This is a genomic window from Burkholderia sola (genome assembly GCF_905400185.1).
GTDB classification, from domain to species: Bacteria; Pseudomonadota; Gammaproteobacteria; order Burkholderiales; family Burkholderiaceae; genus Burkholderia; species Burkholderia sola.
The window spans coordinates 2,301,652-2,319,150 of record NZ_FR989675.1; the positions used below are offsets into that span (position 1 = coordinate 2,301,652).

Annotated in this window: 19 protein-coding genes; 2 read left to right on the forward strand and 17 right to left on the reverse strand. The window is 65.4% G+C overall.

What is annotated here, in order from left to right; genetic code table 11:
- Positions 1 to 112: 112 nt before the first annotated feature.
- The 4 genes from KR541_RS10555 to KR541_RS10570 all read right to left on the reverse strand — a co-directional run bounded on the left by KR541_RS10555 (position 113) and on the right by KR541_RS10570 (position 3,402).
- The gene (locus KR541_RS10555) at positions 113 to 469 is read right to left on the reverse strand and encodes a hypothetical protein (protein ID WP_050012943.1); all 357 of its coding nucleotides are present in this window, start codon (positions 467 to 469) and stop codon (positions 113 to 115) included.
- A 164-nt stretch (positions 470 to 633) separates the two neighbouring features.
- A complete protein-coding gene (locus KR541_RS10560) occupies positions 634 to 1,308 on the reverse strand; it encodes a response regulator transcription factor (RefSeq protein WP_050012944.1) in 675 nt (224 codons plus the stop codon).
- Positions 1,309 to 1,324: 16 nt separating this feature from the next.
- Positions 1,325 to 2,716 carry a sensor histidine kinase gene (locus tag KR541_RS10565; protein WP_050012945.1) on the reverse strand — a complete coding sequence of 464 codons (1,392 nt, stop codon included), beginning with the start codon at positions 2,714 to 2,716 and terminating at the stop codon, positions 1,325 to 1,327.
- Between the two features lie 11 nt (positions 2,717 to 2,727).
- On the reverse strand, positions 2,728 to 3,402 hold the full coding sequence (locus tag KR541_RS10570) for a response regulator transcription factor (RefSeq protein WP_050013034.1): 675 nt from the start codon (positions 3,400 to 3,402) through the stop codon (positions 2,728 to 2,730).
- 218 nt (positions 3,403 to 3,620) lie between these two features.
- Between KR541_RS10570 and KR541_RS10575 the strand changes: the two genes are divergently transcribed.
- A complete protein-coding gene (locus tag KR541_RS10575) occupies positions 3,621 to 3,920 on the forward strand; it encodes a DUF4148 domain-containing protein (RefSeq protein ID WP_050012946.1) in 300 nt (99 codons plus the stop codon).
- A 108-nt stretch (positions 3,921 to 4,028) separates the two neighbouring features.
- Here the strand turns inward: KR541_RS10575 and cyoD are convergent, their stop codons facing one another.
- The 7 genes from cyoD to KR541_RS10610 all read right to left on the reverse strand — a co-directional run bounded on the left by cyoD (position 4,029) and on the right by KR541_RS10610 (position 12,046).
- A complete protein-coding gene (gene cyoD / locus KR541_RS10580) occupies positions 4,029 to 4,361 on the reverse strand; it encodes a cytochrome o ubiquinol oxidase subunit IV (RefSeq protein ID WP_050012947.1) in 333 nt (110 codons plus the stop codon).
- Complete coding sequence (gene cyoC, locus KR541_RS10585) at positions 4,362 to 4,970, reverse strand: cytochrome o ubiquinol oxidase subunit III (RefSeq protein WP_027784811.1); 609 nt, start codon at positions 4,968 to 4,970, stop codon at positions 4,362 to 4,364. It lies immediately after the preceding gene.
- The gene (gene cyoB / locus KR541_RS10590) at positions 4,970 to 6,973 is read right to left on the reverse strand and encodes a cytochrome o ubiquinol oxidase subunit I (protein ID WP_050012948.1); all 2,004 of its coding nucleotides are present in this window, start codon (positions 6,971 to 6,973) and stop codon (positions 4,970 to 4,972) included. Before cyoB ends, cyoC begins: the two co-directional genes overlap by 1 nt.
- Before the next feature lie 3 nt (positions 6,974 to 6,976).
- Positions 6,977 to 7,864, reverse strand: a complete 888-nt coding sequence (cyoA, locus tag KR541_RS10595) for a ubiquinol oxidase subunit II (protein WP_050012949.1) — start codon at positions 7,862 to 7,864, stop codon at positions 6,977 to 6,979.
- Positions 7,865 to 8,148: 284 nt separating this feature from the next.
- Positions 8,149 to 9,678: a complex I subunit 4 family protein gene (locus KR541_RS10600; RefSeq protein WP_050012950.1), complete on the reverse strand. Its 1,530-nt coding sequence runs from the start codon at positions 9,676 to 9,678 to the stop codon at positions 8,149 to 8,151.
- A gap of 465 nt (positions 9,679 to 10,143) precedes the next feature.
- Positions 10,144 to 10,740, reverse strand: coding sequence for a LysE family translocator (locus KR541_RS10605; protein ID WP_235356183.1), 597 nt, complete (start codon positions 10,738 to 10,740; stop codon positions 10,144 to 10,146).
- Between the two features lie 46 nt (positions 10,741 to 10,786).
- Positions 10,787 to 12,046, reverse strand: a complete 1,260-nt coding sequence (locus KR541_RS10610) for an NAD(P)/FAD-dependent oxidoreductase (protein ID WP_050012951.1) — start codon at positions 12,044 to 12,046, stop codon at positions 10,787 to 10,789.
- A 108-nt stretch (positions 12,047 to 12,154) separates the two neighbouring features.
- Here KR541_RS10610 and KR541_RS10615 point away from each other — a divergent pair, with 108 nt between their 5' ends.
- Positions 12,155 to 12,874 carry a class I SAM-dependent methyltransferase gene (locus KR541_RS10615; RefSeq protein ID WP_050012952.1) on the forward strand — a complete coding sequence of 240 codons (720 nt, stop codon included), beginning with the start codon at positions 12,155 to 12,157 and terminating at the stop codon, positions 12,872 to 12,874.
- A gap of 48 nt (positions 12,875 to 12,922) precedes the next feature.
- Here KR541_RS10615 and KR541_RS10620 read toward each other — a convergent pair whose 3' ends face one another.
- The 6 genes from KR541_RS10620 to KR541_RS10645 are packed head-to-tail and all read right to left on the reverse strand — an operon-like array spanning position 12,923 to position 17,498.
- A complete protein-coding gene (locus KR541_RS10620; protein ID WP_089488578.1) occupies positions 12,923 to 13,345 on the reverse strand; it encodes an excinuclease ABC subunit A in 423 nt (140 codons plus the stop codon).
- A 23-nt stretch (positions 13,346 to 13,368) separates the two neighbouring features.
- Positions 13,369 to 13,791, reverse strand: a complete 423-nt coding sequence (locus KR541_RS10625) for a signal peptidase (RefSeq protein WP_216089526.1) — start codon at positions 13,789 to 13,791, stop codon at positions 13,369 to 13,371.
- 32 nt (positions 13,792 to 13,823) lie between these two features.
- Positions 13,824 to 15,047: a beta-ketoacyl synthase N-terminal-like domain-containing protein gene (locus KR541_RS10630; protein WP_050012954.1), complete on the reverse strand. Its 1,224-nt coding sequence runs from the start codon at positions 15,045 to 15,047 to the stop codon at positions 13,824 to 13,826.
- A complete protein-coding gene (locus KR541_RS10635) occupies positions 15,044 to 16,273 on the reverse strand; it encodes a beta-ketoacyl-ACP synthase (RefSeq protein ID WP_050012955.1) in 1,230 nt (409 codons plus the stop codon). The genes KR541_RS10630 and KR541_RS10635 overlap by 4 nt, the downstream gene beginning before the upstream one ends.
- Positions 16,273 to 16,998 carry a 3-ketoacyl-ACP reductase FabG2 gene (locus KR541_RS10640; RefSeq protein WP_050012956.1) on the reverse strand — a complete coding sequence of 242 codons (726 nt, stop codon included), beginning with the start codon at positions 16,996 to 16,998 and terminating at the stop codon, positions 16,273 to 16,275. The genes KR541_RS10635 and KR541_RS10640 overlap by 1 nt, the downstream gene beginning before the upstream one ends.
- The gene (locus KR541_RS10645) at positions 16,995 to 17,498 is read right to left on the reverse strand and encodes a hotdog family protein (RefSeq protein WP_050012957.1); all 504 of its coding nucleotides are present in this window, start codon (positions 17,496 to 17,498) and stop codon (positions 16,995 to 16,997) included. Before KR541_RS10645 ends, KR541_RS10640 begins: the two co-directional genes overlap by 4 nt.
- Between the last annotated feature and the right edge of the window lies 1 nt (position 17,499).

Sequence of the window (17,499 nt, forward strand, 5' to 3'; positions counted from 1 at the left end):
AACGTGGAGCGATTCTACCCATTCAATCCGTCGAGCCAAAAGAAAACCGCCACGCGGGCGGTTTCCTCACGAGCCGTTGTCGCGCGCGCGGCACGCACGCGCGACCGGTCGATCAGCGCCAGCCGTTGTGGCGGCCGTGATCCCAGTGACCGCGATCGCCGCCCCAGCCGCGACCATGGTGGCGATACCATTCGTCGCGGCCCCAGTAGCGGCGGCCGTCCCAGTAGCGGTCGCCGTGCCAGCCGATCACGATCGCCGGCGCCGGCCCGTACACGGGCGCCGGTGCGTAGACGGGCGCCGGCTGGTAGACGACCGGCGGAGGCGGCGGCGCATACACGGGCGCGGGCGCGACGTAGACCGGTGCCGGCACGCCGACGTTGATCCCGACATTGACTCCCGCCATTGCTGCGCCCGACACGAGCAAGGCCGTCATACCGGTCACGAGCGAGGCAACACGCAAAGTCTTCATGGATTCCTCTTCTGGTTGTGTCATGTGTGATTCGACTATAGCGGCAAGCGCCCGCCCCGCATATTTCAAGTTTGTAAGAACTGATGCGCCGCATCGCAACGGGAAGCCCGCGCTAACGTCTTGTAACAATCGGCGCCCGGCGCCCCCCTTTCCGGAAACGTCCTTCAACCTGCGCCGCGGCCCGCGTCGAACCGGAAGCCGAATCGCGCCACCGTTTCGATCCGCGCGGAAAACGCATGCGCGGCCAGCTTGCGCCGCAACCGTACGACCAGCGCATTGACCGTTTCGGGTTCGATGTCCGCATCGCCCCACGCATAACGCAGCACGGCGTCGCGCCCGACCGGCCGCCCCGCTTCGCGCAGCAGGCATTCGACCACGCGAAATTCCCGGGCGCTGAGCGCGAGCCGCCGGCCCCGCTCGTCGAGCGCGCGCGTCGCCGTGTCGAGCCGGATCGATTCCCGCATCGCGATGACGCCCGTGCGGCGCCACAGTGCGCGCAGCCGCTCGTGCAATTCGACGAACGAGCACGGATGGGCCAGGCACACGTCGCAGCCCGCGTTCAGCATCCGTGCACGCTCGGCGGACGTGGTGCCGGCGACGATCGCGGCAATCGTCGCGCTGCCGGCCGACGCGGCAAGCGGCGGGAATCCGTCGAGAAGCGTCGGCACGGAAGCGCCATCGGTCGCGAGGATCACGATCGCGTCGAACCGGTCCTGCGTCGCCGCGAAACAGCCGTCGCGCCATTCGTCGACGCGTTCGACGCCGTGCATGCTTTCCCGAAACGCCTTGTCGAGCCGCGACGCATCAGGCGTCGGCGGCGCAATCAGCAGGATGCGCATCGATCGGCCCCCTCCGTCACGCGAGCGAACGCGGCCAGCATTCGACCGTGATCGCCGCACCGGCCGGCTGCGCATCGCCGATCCGCAGCACGAAACCGTGCACGCGCATCACCGCCGACACGATGCTCAACCCGAGCCCCGAGCCGTTCACGTGGCGCGTGCGCTCGCCGCGATAGAAGCGCTCGAGCACCGCATTGCGCTCGCCGGGCGGGATGCCGGGCCCGGTGTCCTCGAACCGGACGAGCGGACCATGCGACGTCGTCTGGAGCGCGACGCGCACGCGGCCGCCGGGCGGCGTGAATTTGATCGCGTTGTCCGCGAGATTGCTGAACGCCTCGAACAGCAACGCACGGTCGCCATGAATGCCGTCGACCGCGGCCGCATCGAGCTCCAACGACACGTCGACCGCCTCGGCCAGCGGCTCGTAAAGTTCGCACACGTCGCGCAGCAACGCCGCGACGTCGACCGCGGCAAACCCGCCGCGCCGGCTCAGCGTGCCGATCTCGGAGATGCGCAGCATCGCGCGAAAACGTTCGAGCAGCCGGTCGGTTTCGTCGCGCGCCGACGCCAGCAGCGCAGCCGACGCGGGATCGTGTGCGCAGAACGGCTGGTCGGCTAGCCGCGCCAGCATCGTATGCACGCGTGCGAGCGGCGTGCGCAAGTCGTGCGCGATCCCGTCGCAGGTATGGCGCACCTCGCCCATCAGCCGCTCGACTTCGTCCAACATATGGTTCACGAGATGCGCGAGCAGGTCGAGTTCGTCATAGCCGCCGACCGGCAGCCGCTTGCCGAGATCGCCCTCGGCGATCTGCCGCGTGACGCGCCGGATCTCGGCGACGCGGCGCATCTGCCGCATGCCGAGCATGCTGCCGCCCGCGACGCCCGCGATCAGGATCATCACGCCGCCGATCACGAGCCCGCGAATCGCGACGTCGCGGATCTGGATGAAATGCGACAGGTCGCGCGCGACGACCAGCGTCATCCCGTCGTCGCGGCGCACGGCCATCGCGCGCGTGATCGGCGACGATTGACCGTCGAGCGGCGCGAGCGTGCGGTTCAGCGTCCGGCCGTGGCGATCGGTACGCAGCACGGGCGGCGTCGCGATGTCGCCAGCCACGCGGCGCCCGCTCGCGTCGAACAGCCCGTAGAAATTCGTATGCATGTGCTCGTGCTCGAGCCGCCGATGGATCGCGAGCGGCAGCTCGGCGTCGGGAATCGAATCGAAATAGATCAGTTGCCACGCAAGCACCTCGTCGGTGTCGCGGGCCATCGTGTGCGTCGCGGCCACGCTGATCACGCCCGCGAGCAGCAGCAGCGACACCGAGAAGATCGCCGCGTAAGCACACAGCCAGCGAAACGTCGTCGTATGCCAGCGGCGCGTGAAGTTCGCCGCGCGGGCTGCGTCCATCCGTGCCTCCATCAAGCGAGCATGTAGCCCGATCCGCGCACCGTCTGGATCATCGGGTTCGCGCCAGGCGGATCGATCTTCTTGCGCAGCCGCCCCATGTGAACGTCGATCAGGTTGGTGCCGGGATCGAAGTGATAGCCCCACACGGCCTCGAACAGCATCGTGCGCGTGATCGTCTGGCCCGCGTTGCGCATCATGAATTCGAGCACGCGGAACTCGGTCGGCAGCAGCGGAATCTCGTCGGCGCCGCGGCGCGCACAGCGCGAAATGAGGTCCAGCTCGAGCGCGCCGACCTTCAGCAGCGTCTGCTGCGGCACGCCCGATGCCTGCCGGCGGCGCAGCAGCACTTCGATGCGCGCGCTCAGTTCGCCGGAATCGAACGGCTTCGTCAGGTAATCGTCGCCGCCCGCACGCAGACCGCGAATGCGCTCGTCGACGTCGCCGAGCGCGCTCAGCATCAGCACCGGCGTATCGATGCCGACCGTGCGCATCGCGGTCACGATCGCGAGACCGTCCGCCCCCGGCAGCATCCGGTCGAGCGTGATCGCGTCGTACGATGCGCTCATTGCGCGCATCATTCCTTCTCGGCCGTTGTCGATCCAGTCGACCTCGAAGCCGCGTGCGGTCAGCTCGCCGACGATTTCGTTCGCGGTCACCGCATCGTCCTCGACCGTCAGTACTCGCATGGTTGCCCTCGCAATGAACGTCAAGACGGGCGCGCACGATGCGCCCGCCGCTATCGTAAGCGCCGCGATCGCCGCGCGGCGCCAGATGAAAATAGCTTCATCCTGCGTCGCGGCACGCGCCTGTGAAACATGTTTCATCCGTGCGTCGGCCGCGCTGCGGCCGGGGCCGCCTACGCTGACGTCATGCGGCATCGGGCCGCGAAACCAGGAGCTACCGGATGAAACTGTCGACCACCGTCGCCTGCATGCTGCTCGCATGCGCCAGCACCGCCGCATTCGCGGGGCCGCACCTCACCCCGCAGGAATGCAATGCATACCCGTTCGTGCACACGGGCCGCGACGTCACGCGGGCGGACCTCGTGCGCGAGCTGACCGAACTCGAACAGGTCGGCTACGATCCCGCCCATGCGAGCCCGTACTACCCCGACGACCTCGACGGTGCGAAGCGTCGGCTCGCCGCCGAGTACCGCGCGGACTGCACGCATGCGCTGACGGCCGATGCCGGCGTGCGGCACTGACCGCCCTGCCCCGCGCGACGCAGCAGCGGGAAAAAACGAAAAGGCGGCACGTGCCGCCTTTTCTTCATGAACGCGCATGGAGGTGAACCCGATGCGCCGCGCCGCCGCTCAACGCGACATCATGTTCATGCTCACGTTGTGCATCACCCACAGCGTGCCGACGATCAGGATCGCGGCAGTCAGCACCGTATAGCTGAACGCCATCACGTTCCAGCGCTGGCCCGACGAGCCGTTCATGTGCAGGAAGTACACGAGGTGCACGACGATCTGCACGAGCGCGAGCACGGCGAGCCCGATCAGCGACGCATGCGGCGACAGCACGCCGCCCATCACGAGGCCGAACGACGCGGCCGTGAGCAGCACCGACAGGATGAAACCGGCGACGTAGCCGCCGACACTGCCGTGCCCTTCTTCGAGTTGAGACGAATGCGAATGGGCCATTTAGATCACGCTCGCGAGATAGACAAAGGAAAACACGCAGATCCACACGATGTCGAGGAAGTGCCAGAAGAGGCTCAGGCACGTCAGGCGTCGCAGGTCGCGATCGGTCAGGTCGCCGCCGCGCAACACGATCTGCGCGGCCAGCACGATCATCCACAACAGGCCGGCCGTCACGTGCAGCCCGTGCGTGCCGACCAGCGTGAAGAACGCCGACAGGAACGCGCTGCGCTGCGGGCCGGCGCCTTCCGCGATCAGGTGCGAGAACTCGCGCAGTTCCATCGCGAGAAACGCCGCGCCGAGCACGAACGTCACTGCGAGCCACGCGAGCAGCGCACCGCGCCGCTGCTTGTACGCCGCGAGCATCGCGAAACCGTACGTGATGCTCGACAGCAGCAGCGCGGCGGTTTCCACCGCGACGCCCGGAATGTCGAACAGCTCTTTCGCGGTCTGCCCGCCCGCGTACTGGTGGCCGAGCACCGCGAACGTCGCGAACAGCGCCGCGAAGATCACGCAGTCGGTCATCAGGTACAGCCAGAACCCGAACACCGAATGCGACGGCGGATGGTCGTCGTGCTCGAGCAGGGTTGCGCTCAAGGTTTTCTGCAACATCAGTTGGCCTCCAGTTCCACGTCGTCGACGCGCGCCGGGCGCTTCGTCGGCTGCTTGTCTTCGGTCTTGCGCACCGTCGACGCAGGGATGTAATAGCCGTCGTTATCGCGCGAGCTGTAGATCACGAGCGTCGCGATGATCCCGACGAGCCCGCCGATCGCCATCCACCAGATGTGCCACACCAGCGCGAAGCCGAGCACCAGGCTGAAGATCGCGATCACGAGGCCCGCACAGGTATTCGACGGCATGTGGATGTCGCGGATCACGGCCGGGTTCGGCCGGCCTTCGCCGCGCGCCTTCATGTCCGCATACGCGTCGAGCGTGCGCACCTGCGGGATCACCGCGAAGTTGTAGTCGGCCGGCGGCGACGACGTCGCCCACTCCAGCGTGCGGCCGCCCCACGGGTCGCCCGTCGTGTCGCGGTACTCCGGCAGATGGCGGTTGCGGATGCTGACCACCAGTTGCAGCAGCTGGCACGCGATGCCGATCGCGATCAGCACGGCGCCGAACGCGGCGACCAGCAGCCACGGATGCCAGGCCGGGTTGTCGTAATGGTTCAGGCGGCGCGTCATGCCCATGAAGCCGAGCACGTAGAGCGGCACGAACGCGACGTAGAAGCCGACCTGCCAGAACCAGAATGCCGCCTTGCCGAGCTTCTCGTTCAGCTTGAAGCCGAACGCTTTCGGAAACCAGTAGTTGAAGCCCGCGAGATAACCGAACAGCACGCCGCCGATGATCACGTTGTGGAAGTGCGCGATCAGGAACAGGCTGTTGTGCAGCACGAAGTCCGCGCCGGGAATGGCCATCATCACGCCGGTCATGCCGCCGAGCGTGAACGTGACCATGAAGCCGATCGTCCACAGCACGGGCGTCGTGAACTGGATCCGGCCGCGATACATCGTGAACAGCCAGTTGAACACCTTCACGCCGGTCGGAATCGCGATGATCATCGTCATGATCCCGAAGAACGCGTTCACGTTCGCGCCCGAGCCCATCGTGAAGAAGTGATGCAGCCACACGAGGAACGACAGCACCATGATCGCGCAGGTCGCGTACACCATCGTCTTGTAGCCGAACAGCGGCTTCTTCGCGAACGTCGCGATGACTTCCGAGAAGATCCCGAACGCCGGCAGGATCAGGATGTACACCTCCGGATGGCCCCACGCCCAGATCAGGTTCAGGTACAGCATCGCGTTGCCGCCGGCGTCGTTCGTGAAGAAGTGCATGCCGAGGTAACGGTCGAGGCCGAGCAGCGCGAGCGTCGCGGTCAGGATCGGGAACGACGCCATGATCAGCACGTTCGTGCAGAGCGCCGTCCACGTGAACACCGGCATCTTCAACAGCGTCATGCCGGGCGCGCGCATCTTGATGATCGTCACGAAGAAGTTCACGCCGGTCAGCAGCGTGCCGACACCGGAGATCTGCAGCGCCCACAGGTAGTAGTCGACCCCTACCCCCGGACTGAACTGCAGCTCCGACAGCGGCGGGTACGCGAGCCAGCCCGTCTGCGCGAATTCGCCGATCACGAGCGACAGGTTGATCAGGATCGCGCTGACCGCCGTCATCCAGAACGACAGCGAGTTGATGAACGGGAACGCGACGTCGCGCGCGCCAATCTGCAGCGGCACGATCAGGTTCATCAGGCCGACCATGAACACCATCGCCATGAAGAAGATCATGATCACGCCGTGCGCGGTGAAGATCTGGTCATAGTGGTGCGGCGGCAGGTAGCCGGGCGCGTTGTACGCGAGCGCGAGCTGCATGCGCATCATGATCGCGTCGGCGAAGCCGCGCAGCAGCATGATCAGCGCGACGATGATGTACATCACGCCGAGTCTCTTGTGGTCGACCGTGGTCAGCCATTCCGTCCACAGCCATTTCCAGCGGCCGGTGATCGTCAGCGCGGCGAGAATGCCCAGCACGACCAGCCCCATGAAGGCGCCGGCCCCCATGATGATGGGCTGATCGAACGGGATCGCCGAAAGTGTGAGTTTGCCGAACATGCGTTACCCCTTCGTGCCGCAGGCGGCGTCCTTCAGGTCGAGGACGTGGCCATCGTTGTATTTCGCGATGATGTTGTGGAAGAGCCGCGGATCGACCGACGAGAAGTAGCGCACCGGCGCCTTTTCGCTCGGCTGCGCGACGCTGCCGTATACGGTCGCGTCGAGCCGGTCCGGCGACGCCTTCACCTTCTGCACCCACGCATCGAACTGCTCGCGCGGCTCGGCGAGCGTGCGGAACTTCATGTCGGAGAACCCGCGGCCGCTGAAGTTGGCGGACGTGCCCGCGTAATTGCCGGGCTCGTCGGCGATCAGGTGCAGGCGCGTCTGCATGCCGGCCATCGCGTAGACCTGGCCGCCGAGCTGCGGGATGAAGAACGAATTCATCACCGAATCCGACGTGATGCGGAAGTTCACCGGCGTGCCGACCGGAATCGCGAGCTGGTTCACCGACGCGATGCCGAATTCCGGATAGATGAACAGCCACTTCCAGTCGAGCGCGACCACCTCGACGTCGATCGGCTTCACCGCCGATTCGAGCGGCTTGTACGGATCGAGTTCGTGCGTGGTCTTCCACGTGAGCACGCCGAGGAACAGGATGATCAGCGTCGGCACCGTCCAGATCACGACCTCGATCGCGGTCGAGTGCGACCAGTTCGGCGCGTAGGCGGCGTTGCGATTCGACGCGCGGTAACGCCACGCGAACCATAACGTCAGCAGGATCACCGGCACGACGACGATCAGCATCGCCCACGTGGACGTCGCGATCAGCGCCTTTTCGGCCGCCCCCACGCTTCCTTTCGGATTTAGTACATCTAAATTACAACCTGACAGGCTCAATGCCGCGCCCATTGAAAGCAGCGCCGACCAGCCTCTTGATGCTCTTCTTTTCATCACACAGCCCGAGGGTCATTGAATCCGTTTGCGTATGCCCGATGCGCATTCGATTCACGAAATTGGCCGAATCATACGTCGCGCGAGTGCGATGAAAAACCGGTGCATGCGGCAAATCATCATTGCAAAATCTGCCGTGAGTCACATTGTCGCGGGGCAATTTCACGCAGCCGGAAGCGCGCCCGGCACTTGCCGTGCCGGGCCGCGGATCGATGTGTGCGCAACGATGCGCGCCGCGCGATGCGGCGGGCTTGCGCGGCGTGGTGCGGCTCGGTGTGCCGCGCTCAGTCGTGCGTCGATGCCATGTACGACGGCAGCGCCGGCGCGGGGCCATCCCCCGCCGGCACCTTCGAATGGCTCGCTTCCTGGATCAGCTTGCCGACGGTCGGATCGATCGCATCGGTGAACGGCTTCGGATCGATGCCGACCGCCAGCACGATCAGCGCGAGCGACGCGAACATCACGATCTCGCGACGGTTCAGGTCGGCGAGCTTCGCGATCCGCTGGCTCGCGACCTTGCCGAACACCACGCGCTTGAGCATCCACAGCGTGTACGACGCGCTGAGGATCAGCGTGAGCGCCGCGATCGCGCCGATCCAGAAGTTGAAGCGGATCGCGCCCATGATCACCATGAACTCGCCGACGAACCCCGACGTGCCCGGCAGCCCGACGTTGGCCATCGCGAACAGCAGCGTGAAGGTCGCGAAGCGCGGCATCACGCCCGCCACGCCGCCGTATGCGGCGATCTCGCGCTGCCGCGTGCGATCCACGAGCACGTTCACGCACAACAGCATCGCGCCCGCCACGAAGCCGTACGACACGAGCTGCACGATCGCGCCTTCGACGCCGATCCGGTTGAACAGGAACAGCCCGAGCGTGACGATGCCCATGTGCGCGACCGTCGAATACGCGAGCAGCTTGCCGAGATCGGTCTGCGCGAGCGCGATCAGGCTCGCGTAGACGATCGCGAACAGCGACAGCGCGATCACGGCCGGCGCGAAGAAGTGGCTCGCGTCGGGCGTGATCGGCAGCGCAAAGCGCAGGAACCCGTAGCCGCCGAGCTTGAGCATCGCGAGCATCAGCGCGGCGCCCGTCGGGCCGTCCGTGTACACGTCGCTCAGCCACGTGTGGACCGGCCACATCGGCACCTTGACCGCGAACGCGGCGAAGAAACCGAGGAACACCAGCAACTGCGGCGCGAAGCCGAGCTGCAGCGTGCGCCACACGGCCATGTCGAACGTATGCGACTGCGCGTACAGGTACAGCATCGCCATCAGCAGCAACAGCGAGCCGGCGAACGAGATGAAGAAGAACTTCACGGCCGCATACACGCGGCGCTCGCGCCCCCACGTGCCGATCAGCAGGTACAGCGGGATCAGCGTCGCCTCGAAGAAGATGAAGAACAGCAGCCCGTCCTGCGCGACGAACACGCCGACCATCAGTCCGGACAGGATCAGGAACGACGCGTAGTACTGCGCGACGCGCACGGTGACCGATTCCCACGATGCCACCACTACCACCAGCGTCGTGAACGCGGTCAGCACGACGAGCCACAGCGACGCGCCGTCGATGCCGACCCGCCATCCGGCATTGAATGCCGCGAGCCAGTCGCGTCTTTCGACGAACTGCATCGCCGCCGAATGCGCGTCGAAACCGGCAATCAGCGGAACGACGGCCGCCAGCCCGGCAATCGAGCCGACCAGCGCAATCAGTCGTATTCGGCGGAAATGCTGGTCGGAACCGGCGCGCAGCAGGCCCGCGCCGAACAGTATCGGAACCCAGATGGCCAGGCTCAGAAAGGGGAAATCATGCATGTCAACAACGCCTTGAGGAGGTCGCGCCTTGCATCGGGGACAGGCGCGACGAAAGGAACGAAATCAAATCGACAGGTAGATTTCGTGAATCGCCAATGTTGGCTAAATGTAAAGCAGCATCACCGGAAAACTTGATGCCGCTCAAACGCGATCGGGTTAACCAGCATAAGGCGATTGATTATTTTCTGCAGCGCAGCAGAGCATTGTTTTTTGGCGTCGGCGTAGGCCAATGATTTATATGCGTAATTTTTTGTATTGACCGATGCGGCGCGCGCCAGGAATAGACGCAGCGCCGCATTTTTGATACCAACCGGTCGTTTCGAAGGGCCGGAACGACCGGATTGACGGCTCGCGGTGGGGAGATCGTGCAGGGTCGCCTGCCTTACACACGCCCTTTCATTTTTATTTCACAGGGGTCGCGTGATCTTTTCCGCGACAGGAATCGATCGCACGACCATAGAAAGCTCATTTCACGACCGAATACAGCAGCGACCCCGAAAACAGAACCAGCAGCACCGACGCCGAACGAAATAGCGCCGTGATATGACGCGGCCCGGATGCCAGTATCCTCGTCACGCGCCCGAGGCTCGCCCAACCCGCTCCAATGGGCACGAGGACCAGCAGAAACGCACCGAACGCGACGGCCCCGTTACCGACGTTCTGAAACGCCTGGAGTGGAAACGCCGTACTTGCAAGCAGAAAAGCCTTCGGATTCAATAGCGTGGCGACGACGACATCGTGCCACGTCACCGGCTTCGAACGCCGATCCTCTTCCAGCGTGCCCCGTGCCCACATTTTTGCCGCCAGCAGCAGCAGATACGACGCGCATGCCAACTTGATCACGCTCAAGATTTGAGGATGCGCCACGGCGAACGCCAGCAGCGAAACGCCCCAAGCCGAGATAGCGATGACGTAGCCTGCGCCTTCGGCGAACAGGAGCGGGAGGGTTCGCGTCAGACCAACGCTTATTCCGGACGAAAAAAGTAACGTGTTGGTCGGTCCCGGAACGATCAATACTAGGGCCGAGTAAAGGCATATCGTAATGAGTTGATGCGTATCCACTGCAATCTCGATCGAAGGAGTGAGCCAATGTATTCGGCTTCTCGCGCTACGAGGCGATGTCGGTCCCGCCTATCGAACTGCACAACTGCGCAAGAATATCGAGACCCCGCGCCGGCTCCCGTACAAACGGATTCGTCTGGTCCCACGCATAACCCGCCAGAATCGAGCAGACCATGCGTTTCACGTCGGAGGCCTTGTCTTCGTGAAACACGATGTCTTGCAGCGCGCCCGAGTACCAGCGTTCGACGAAGGCGCGGAAGGTGTCGATGCCCTTGCGCAGCGCGATGTCGTAATCACGTGCCCAGTCGACCGACTCGCCACGCAACTGCCGTTCGAGTGCGGCGACCGCCAGTTGAGCCGAGCGCATCGCGATCGTCACGCCCGACGAAAAGATCGGATCGAGGAATTCGCCCGCGTTGCCGAGCAGCGCATAGCCGGGGCCGTGCAGGGTCTCGACGTTCGACGCATAACCCGAGATGCGGCGCACGGGCATCACGAACGGCTTGCTGCCGACCAGTCGCGACAATGTCGGCTCGCTTTGCAGCAATTCGCGCAACAACGATTCCTGTCGCGCGTCCGGCACGTCGAGAAACCCGGCATCGGCCACGCAGCCGACCGACGAGCGCCCGTTCGTCAGCGGGATCATCCAGAACCACACGTCGCGTCGCTCCGGATGAACGGCGATGCAGATCTTGTCGCGATCGGTCGACCCGGCCGGCAGGCTGTCCTCGACGTGCGAAAAGAGGGCCGCTCGCGTCGGCAGGCCGGTCGGCGCGTCGAGATCGAGCAGGCGCGGCAACACGCGGCCGAACCCGCTCGCATCGAGTACGAACGACGGCTGAACGGAATAGTCGTGCCCGGCTTCGTCGACGATGTCGAGCCGCGGCTTGTCGCCCGGCTGGAAGGCGCGCACCGTATGGCCGAATCGCACGTCCGCGCCCTGTTCGGCCGCACAACGGATCAGCAGATCGTCGAAGGCCGCGCGCTCGACCTGATAGGCCGTCCCCCAGCCCGCGGAAAACTTCTCGCGAAAATCGAACGACGACATCCTGTCGCGATAGACGAAGTACGCGCCGTTCTTGAACTGGAAGCCGGCCTCGACGACCGCCTGCAGCATGCCCGCTTCCTCGAGATACTGCATGCTCTGGGGCAACAGGCTTTCTCCGATCGAAAAGCGCGGAAAATGCTGACGCTCGAGCACCAGCACCGAACGGCCGGCCTTGCGCAGCAGCGCGGCCGCGACGGCACCGGAAGGCCCTGCCCCGATGATCGCGACGTCGATGGAATTCGATTTCATTTCACTCATGCTTGCCAATTCAGTCCGATTGATTGGGTATCTTATGTTTCTGACGCCACGATCCGGCGTTGCCAACTACAATAGGCGCTCAACAAATCCAAGATCGATGAGAGACCCATGACGTCCTCCCGCACGCACGCGCCCGCCTATGTTCCCGAAACCCGGTTCGGCATCTGGTTTCTTCGCACGCATACGTGGGAACATCACGTGCTCAAGGTTGCGATCGACGATCTGAAGCGGCTCATCGCGGCGCCGCTGCCGTCGGCCCCCGTCCTCCTCGACGCAGGATGCGGCCAGGGCAAGTCGTTTCGCCTGCTGAGCGAAGCGTTCGCACCCGCCAGGATCATCGGTATCGACTGCCACGACGACTCGCTCGCGCATGCGTCGGAAGCGGCGCATCGCTGCGCCACGCCCGTCGAACTGCGGCATGCCGACTGCACGCAGATTCCGCTTGCCGATGCGAGCGTCGACATCGTGTTCTGCCATCAGACCTTTCACCATCTCGTCGATCAGGACCATGCGCTGGCCGAGTTTCGCCGCGTGCTGAAACCCGGCGGACTGCTGCTGTTCGCCGAATCGACCGACGCGTACATCAAGTCGTGGGTGATCCGGCTGCTGTTCCGCCACCCGATGGAGGTTCAGAAAAGCGCCGACGGCTACCTTGCCATGCTACGCGACGCCGGGTTCGGTTTCGACACCCGCAACGTGTCGTTCCCCTATCTGTGGTGGAGCCGCGCGAAAGACTTCGGACTCCTCGAGCGCATCGGCCTGTACGCACCGAAACCCGGCAAGCGCCGCGAAACGCTCGTCAACGTCGCCGCGCGCAAGCCTGCCTGAGCCAGCAAGGCCGCCGTTCGGCGGCCCCCTGCTACCGGCCGGTGCCGGTTACTGCTTCAACGTCACGACCTCGCCCGTCAGCGCCGCGCCGGCAACCACCGCGCCGGCACCGCACGTGTACTCGCTCGGGCTGGAGCGCGACACGTTGCGGTAATTGCTCTTGATGCCGACCACCGCATTGCCGCCCTCCTTGCGCGCGCGCGCCTGAAGCTCGATCACGGCCGACAGGAATACATGCTGACACGCCGCCTCGTCGCTCTTGCCGAACGCGTTGGTCTTCTTGTTGGTCGCGAACGTCCCGTACGACTTCATCACGCGCGGATGCGGCTGATCGCCGAAATAGAGCGCGACGCCGTCGTCGAGCTTGCCTTCCTCGCTCTTCAACGCGCTGTCGATCGGATAGTCGCGGATCGTATCCCGTGCGTAGGCGGCCGAAGCCGCGAACGTCGCGCCGATCAATGCCAGTGCCATGCGATATTTCACGTGTGCCCCCGTCATTGAGCATTCAACTGCACGACGTCGCCCGACACGGCAATCGCGCCCGCACTGCCGCTCACGCCACACGTATATTCGGTCGTCGAATTCGAGCTTTTTTCATGGAAGCGCGTCATCACGTTGATGACCGCATTCCCGCCGTAATGCTTCGCATAAATGCGAAGACGGTTCAGCGCTTCCGCCAGCGCTTGCTCGCACGTCGGCTGCTCGCTTTCGACCCGGCGCACGCGCACCGATTCCGAACGCGGACCGATGCTGGTCTTGACCTCCGGATGCGGCTGCGCACCGAAATAAATCGCGACGCCGCTCGTGTCCGGTGCCGTTGCCGCTGCCGGCAGAGGCAGCGAACGCACCACGGTGCCGCACCCGGTCAGCAACGATGTCGCGACCAACATGCCGGCCAGATGTCGTGTGTGCTTCATTGTTATCGTCCTCTCAGCTCAGTAAGTTCACTTCAATCGCCCTTCCAGGCGTCCAACAACACACTTGCACAGCTGCCGCCGAATCCGAACGAAACCGACAGCGCGCGTTCGATCGCGAATTCGCGCGCGTCGCGCACGAGCGGCATGCCGGCTATCGCGGGATCGGGCACATCGCCGACGGCCGAGCCCGCGACGAAGCCGTCGCGCATCATCAGGATCGTATAGATCGCTTCATGCGCACCGCTCGCGCCGAGCGGATGCCCCGTCATTCCCTTCGTCGACGAGAACGCCGGCACGTCGCCGCCGAATACGTCGCCGAGCGCTTTCAGTTCCTCGACGTCGCCGCGCTGCGTCGACGGCGCGTGCGTATTGACGTAGTCCGGACGCCGTTCGCCGCCATGTTCGAGCGCGCCACGCATCGCGCGCGCCATCCCCGGCGCATGCGGCATCGCCATGCCGGCGTTGTCCGTGCATTGGCCGAATCCGCTGATCTCCGCATGAATTCGCGCGCCGCGCGCGCGTGCATGCTCGAGCGATTCGAGCACCAGAATGCCGGCGCCGGACGCGATCACGAAACCATCCCTGTCAAGCGCATACGGACGCGACGCGCGGTCCGGCGTGTCGTTGAAACCGCTGGACAACACGCCCATCGCGTCGAACATCAACGTCATGTTGTCGTGCAGCGCCTCGCTTCCACCGGCCAGCACGATGTCCTGGCACCCGGAGCGGATCAATTGCGCCGCTTGCCCGATCGCGAGCGCCCCGCTCGTGCACGCGGACGACGGCGAGTACGACACGCCCTCGATGCCGAACACCTGCGCGACGCATGCCGACGCCGTGCTGCTCATCGCCTTCGGCACGACATAGGGCGGCGTCTTGTCGATGCCGCGATGCTGCGCGATCGTCATCGCGTCGTCGTAGTCGGCCATCGATCCGATGCCGGACCCGACGATCGCGCCCACGCGCGGCGAACGGAGCACGTCGGCAGCGAGGCACGCATCGTCGAGCGCCGACGCGGCCGCATGCGCGGCAAAGCGCGCTGTGTCACCCATGAAGCGTTCGTGCTTGCGGGCAAACCGCGCTGCCGGGGCGACCGACGCCACGCCGGCGACCTGGCTGCGAAAACCGCGCTCGCGCCATGCGTCCACGCGGCTCACACCCGAGTGACCGGCGCGCAGCGCGGCCGATACTTCGTCAAGCGCGTTGCCGAGGCACGACACGATGCCGAGCCCCGTGACGACGACGCGCGCCGTCATGCGGCGACCCGCCGGAAGATCAGCGACGTGTTGATCCCGCCGAACGCGAAGTTGTTGCTCATCACGAATTCCGCTTCGATCCGGCGCGCGTCGCCGACGATGTAGTCGAGCGGCGCGCAGGCCGGATCGATCGTATCGAGATTGAGCGTCGGCACATACCAGTTGCGCTTCATCATCTCGATCGTCCACCACGCCTCGAGCGCACCACATGCGCCCAGCGTATGCCCGACATAGCTCTTCAGCGAGCTGATCGGCATGCGTTCGCCGAATACGGACGCGGTCGCATGACTTTCCGCGACGTCGCCCCGGTCGGTCGACGTGCCGTGCGCGTTCACGTAGGCGATCGCATCGGCATCGAGCGCCGCATCGCGCAGCGCGACACGCATCGCGACCGCCATCGTCTCCGCGGTCGGCTGGGTGATGTGCGCGCCGTCGGAATTGCAGCCGAAACCGACGATCTCCGCATGGATCGTCGCGCCGCGCGCCATCGCGTGCTCGTATTCCTCGAGCACGAGCGTCGCCGCGCCTTCACCGACCACCAGCCCGTCGCGATCGGCATCGAACGGCCGCGGCGTCAGGTTCGCGGCATCGTTGCGCGTGCTCGTCGCGTACAACGTATCGAACACCGCGACCGCCGGGCCGGACAACTCCTCCGCGCCGCCCGCCAGCATCAGCGCCTGCTTGCCCGTCGCGATCGCCTCGTACGCGTAGCCGATTGCCTGGCTGCCGGACGCGCAGGCCGACGACGTCGGCACGATCCGGCCTTTCAGATCCCAGAACAAGCTGACGTTGACTGCCGTCGTGTGCGGCATCATCTGCACGTAGCTGTTCGACGTGACGTCGCGCATCGATCCCGTCTCGATCATCGTGCCGAACGCGCGGATCGGCTCGACCGATCCCGACGACGACCCGTACGCGACGCCCATCCGGCCGTCCCGGATCGACGCGTCGTCGCCCAGCCCCGCATCGGCCAGTGCCAGTTCGCTCGCGCGCACCGCGTACATCGATACGGGCCCCATCGAACGGGTCTTCTTGCGCGGATACGTGCGCGGCAGCTCGAACGCCGGCAGCGGGCACGCGAGCCGCGTATGCAGCGCTTCGTAGCAGTCCCATTCCGGCATGTAACGCACCGCGTTGCGCCCGTCGCGCAGGCGCGCCTCGATGTCCGCCCAGCTTTGACCGAAGGCGGTCACGCCGCCCATTCCCGTCACGACCACTCGCTTCATCACACCATCCCGCCGTTGACGCCGATCACTTGTCGGGTGACGTAGGTCGCCGCATCCGACATCAGGAAGCCGACCACCGCCGCGACTTCGTCAGGCTGGCCGACGCGGCCCATCGGGACCGTCTTCAATGCCTGTTCCAGCGGCACGTCGTCGAGCATGCCGGTATCGACCAGCCCGGGCGCGACGCAATTGACCGTGATCTTTCGCGATGCCAGTTCGACCGCCAGCGCCTTGGTCGCGCCGATCAGGCCGGCCTTCGCGGCGCTGTAGTTGACCTGGCCGCGATTGCCCATCACGCCCGACACGGACGCGATCGTCACGATCCGGCCGCCGCCGCGCAGACGCACCATCGGCATGGTCAGCGGATGAACGACGTTGTAGAACGCGTCCAGCCCGGTTTCGATCACGATATCCCAGTCCTCCTCGGACAGCGCCGGAAACGCGCCATCCCGCGTCACGCCCGCGCTGCAGACGATCCCGTAGTACGCGCCGTGCGCGTCGACGTCGGCCTCCAGTTCACGCCGGCACGCCGCGCGATCGCGCACGTCGAACTGCAGCACGCTCGCCGTGCCGCCCTGCGCGCGAATCGTCGCGGCGACGCTTTCCGCGTCGTCGCGGCCGGTGCGGCAATGAACCGTCACGGCGAAACCGTCGGATGCCAAGCGCAGTGCCACGGCGCGGCCGATGCCGCGGCTCGCCCCTGTCACGAGAACTCGCCGAGTCATGAATTGAAACTCCCTTCGATAAAAGTCTGAAAATCGCTCGGTTGGTACACCTTGACGACGGCTTCCGCGCAGCACTCGCCGTCGGCATGAATCGCGCACTCGTACGCGCCGTGCCCCTCGTCGCCGCGCAACAGTTCCCGCGCGACGATGCGCAGCGTCGTGTCCGTGCGGAACGCGGGGCGATGCGCGACATAGCGGTTCGCGCCGAGCAATACGCCCGGCTTCGCCCGGCCGCCCGCATGCGCGGCGAGCAGGCCGACGTGCGCGGCGATCGCCTGCGCCATCAGCTCGATGCCGATCCACGCCGGCATCGCACCGCTGTCGTCGGCGTACCACGCATCGCGGCGCGCCATCGCGCTCACCTCGATGCCGGTTTCCGAGCAGCGCTCGATCGAGTCGAGCAGCAGCATCGTGCCGCGATGCGGCAGCACGTCGCGCACGTCGCCGACAGGAATATCCGCGCCGCCGTGCAGCGCGTCGATCAATGGTCCGGCTTGCATG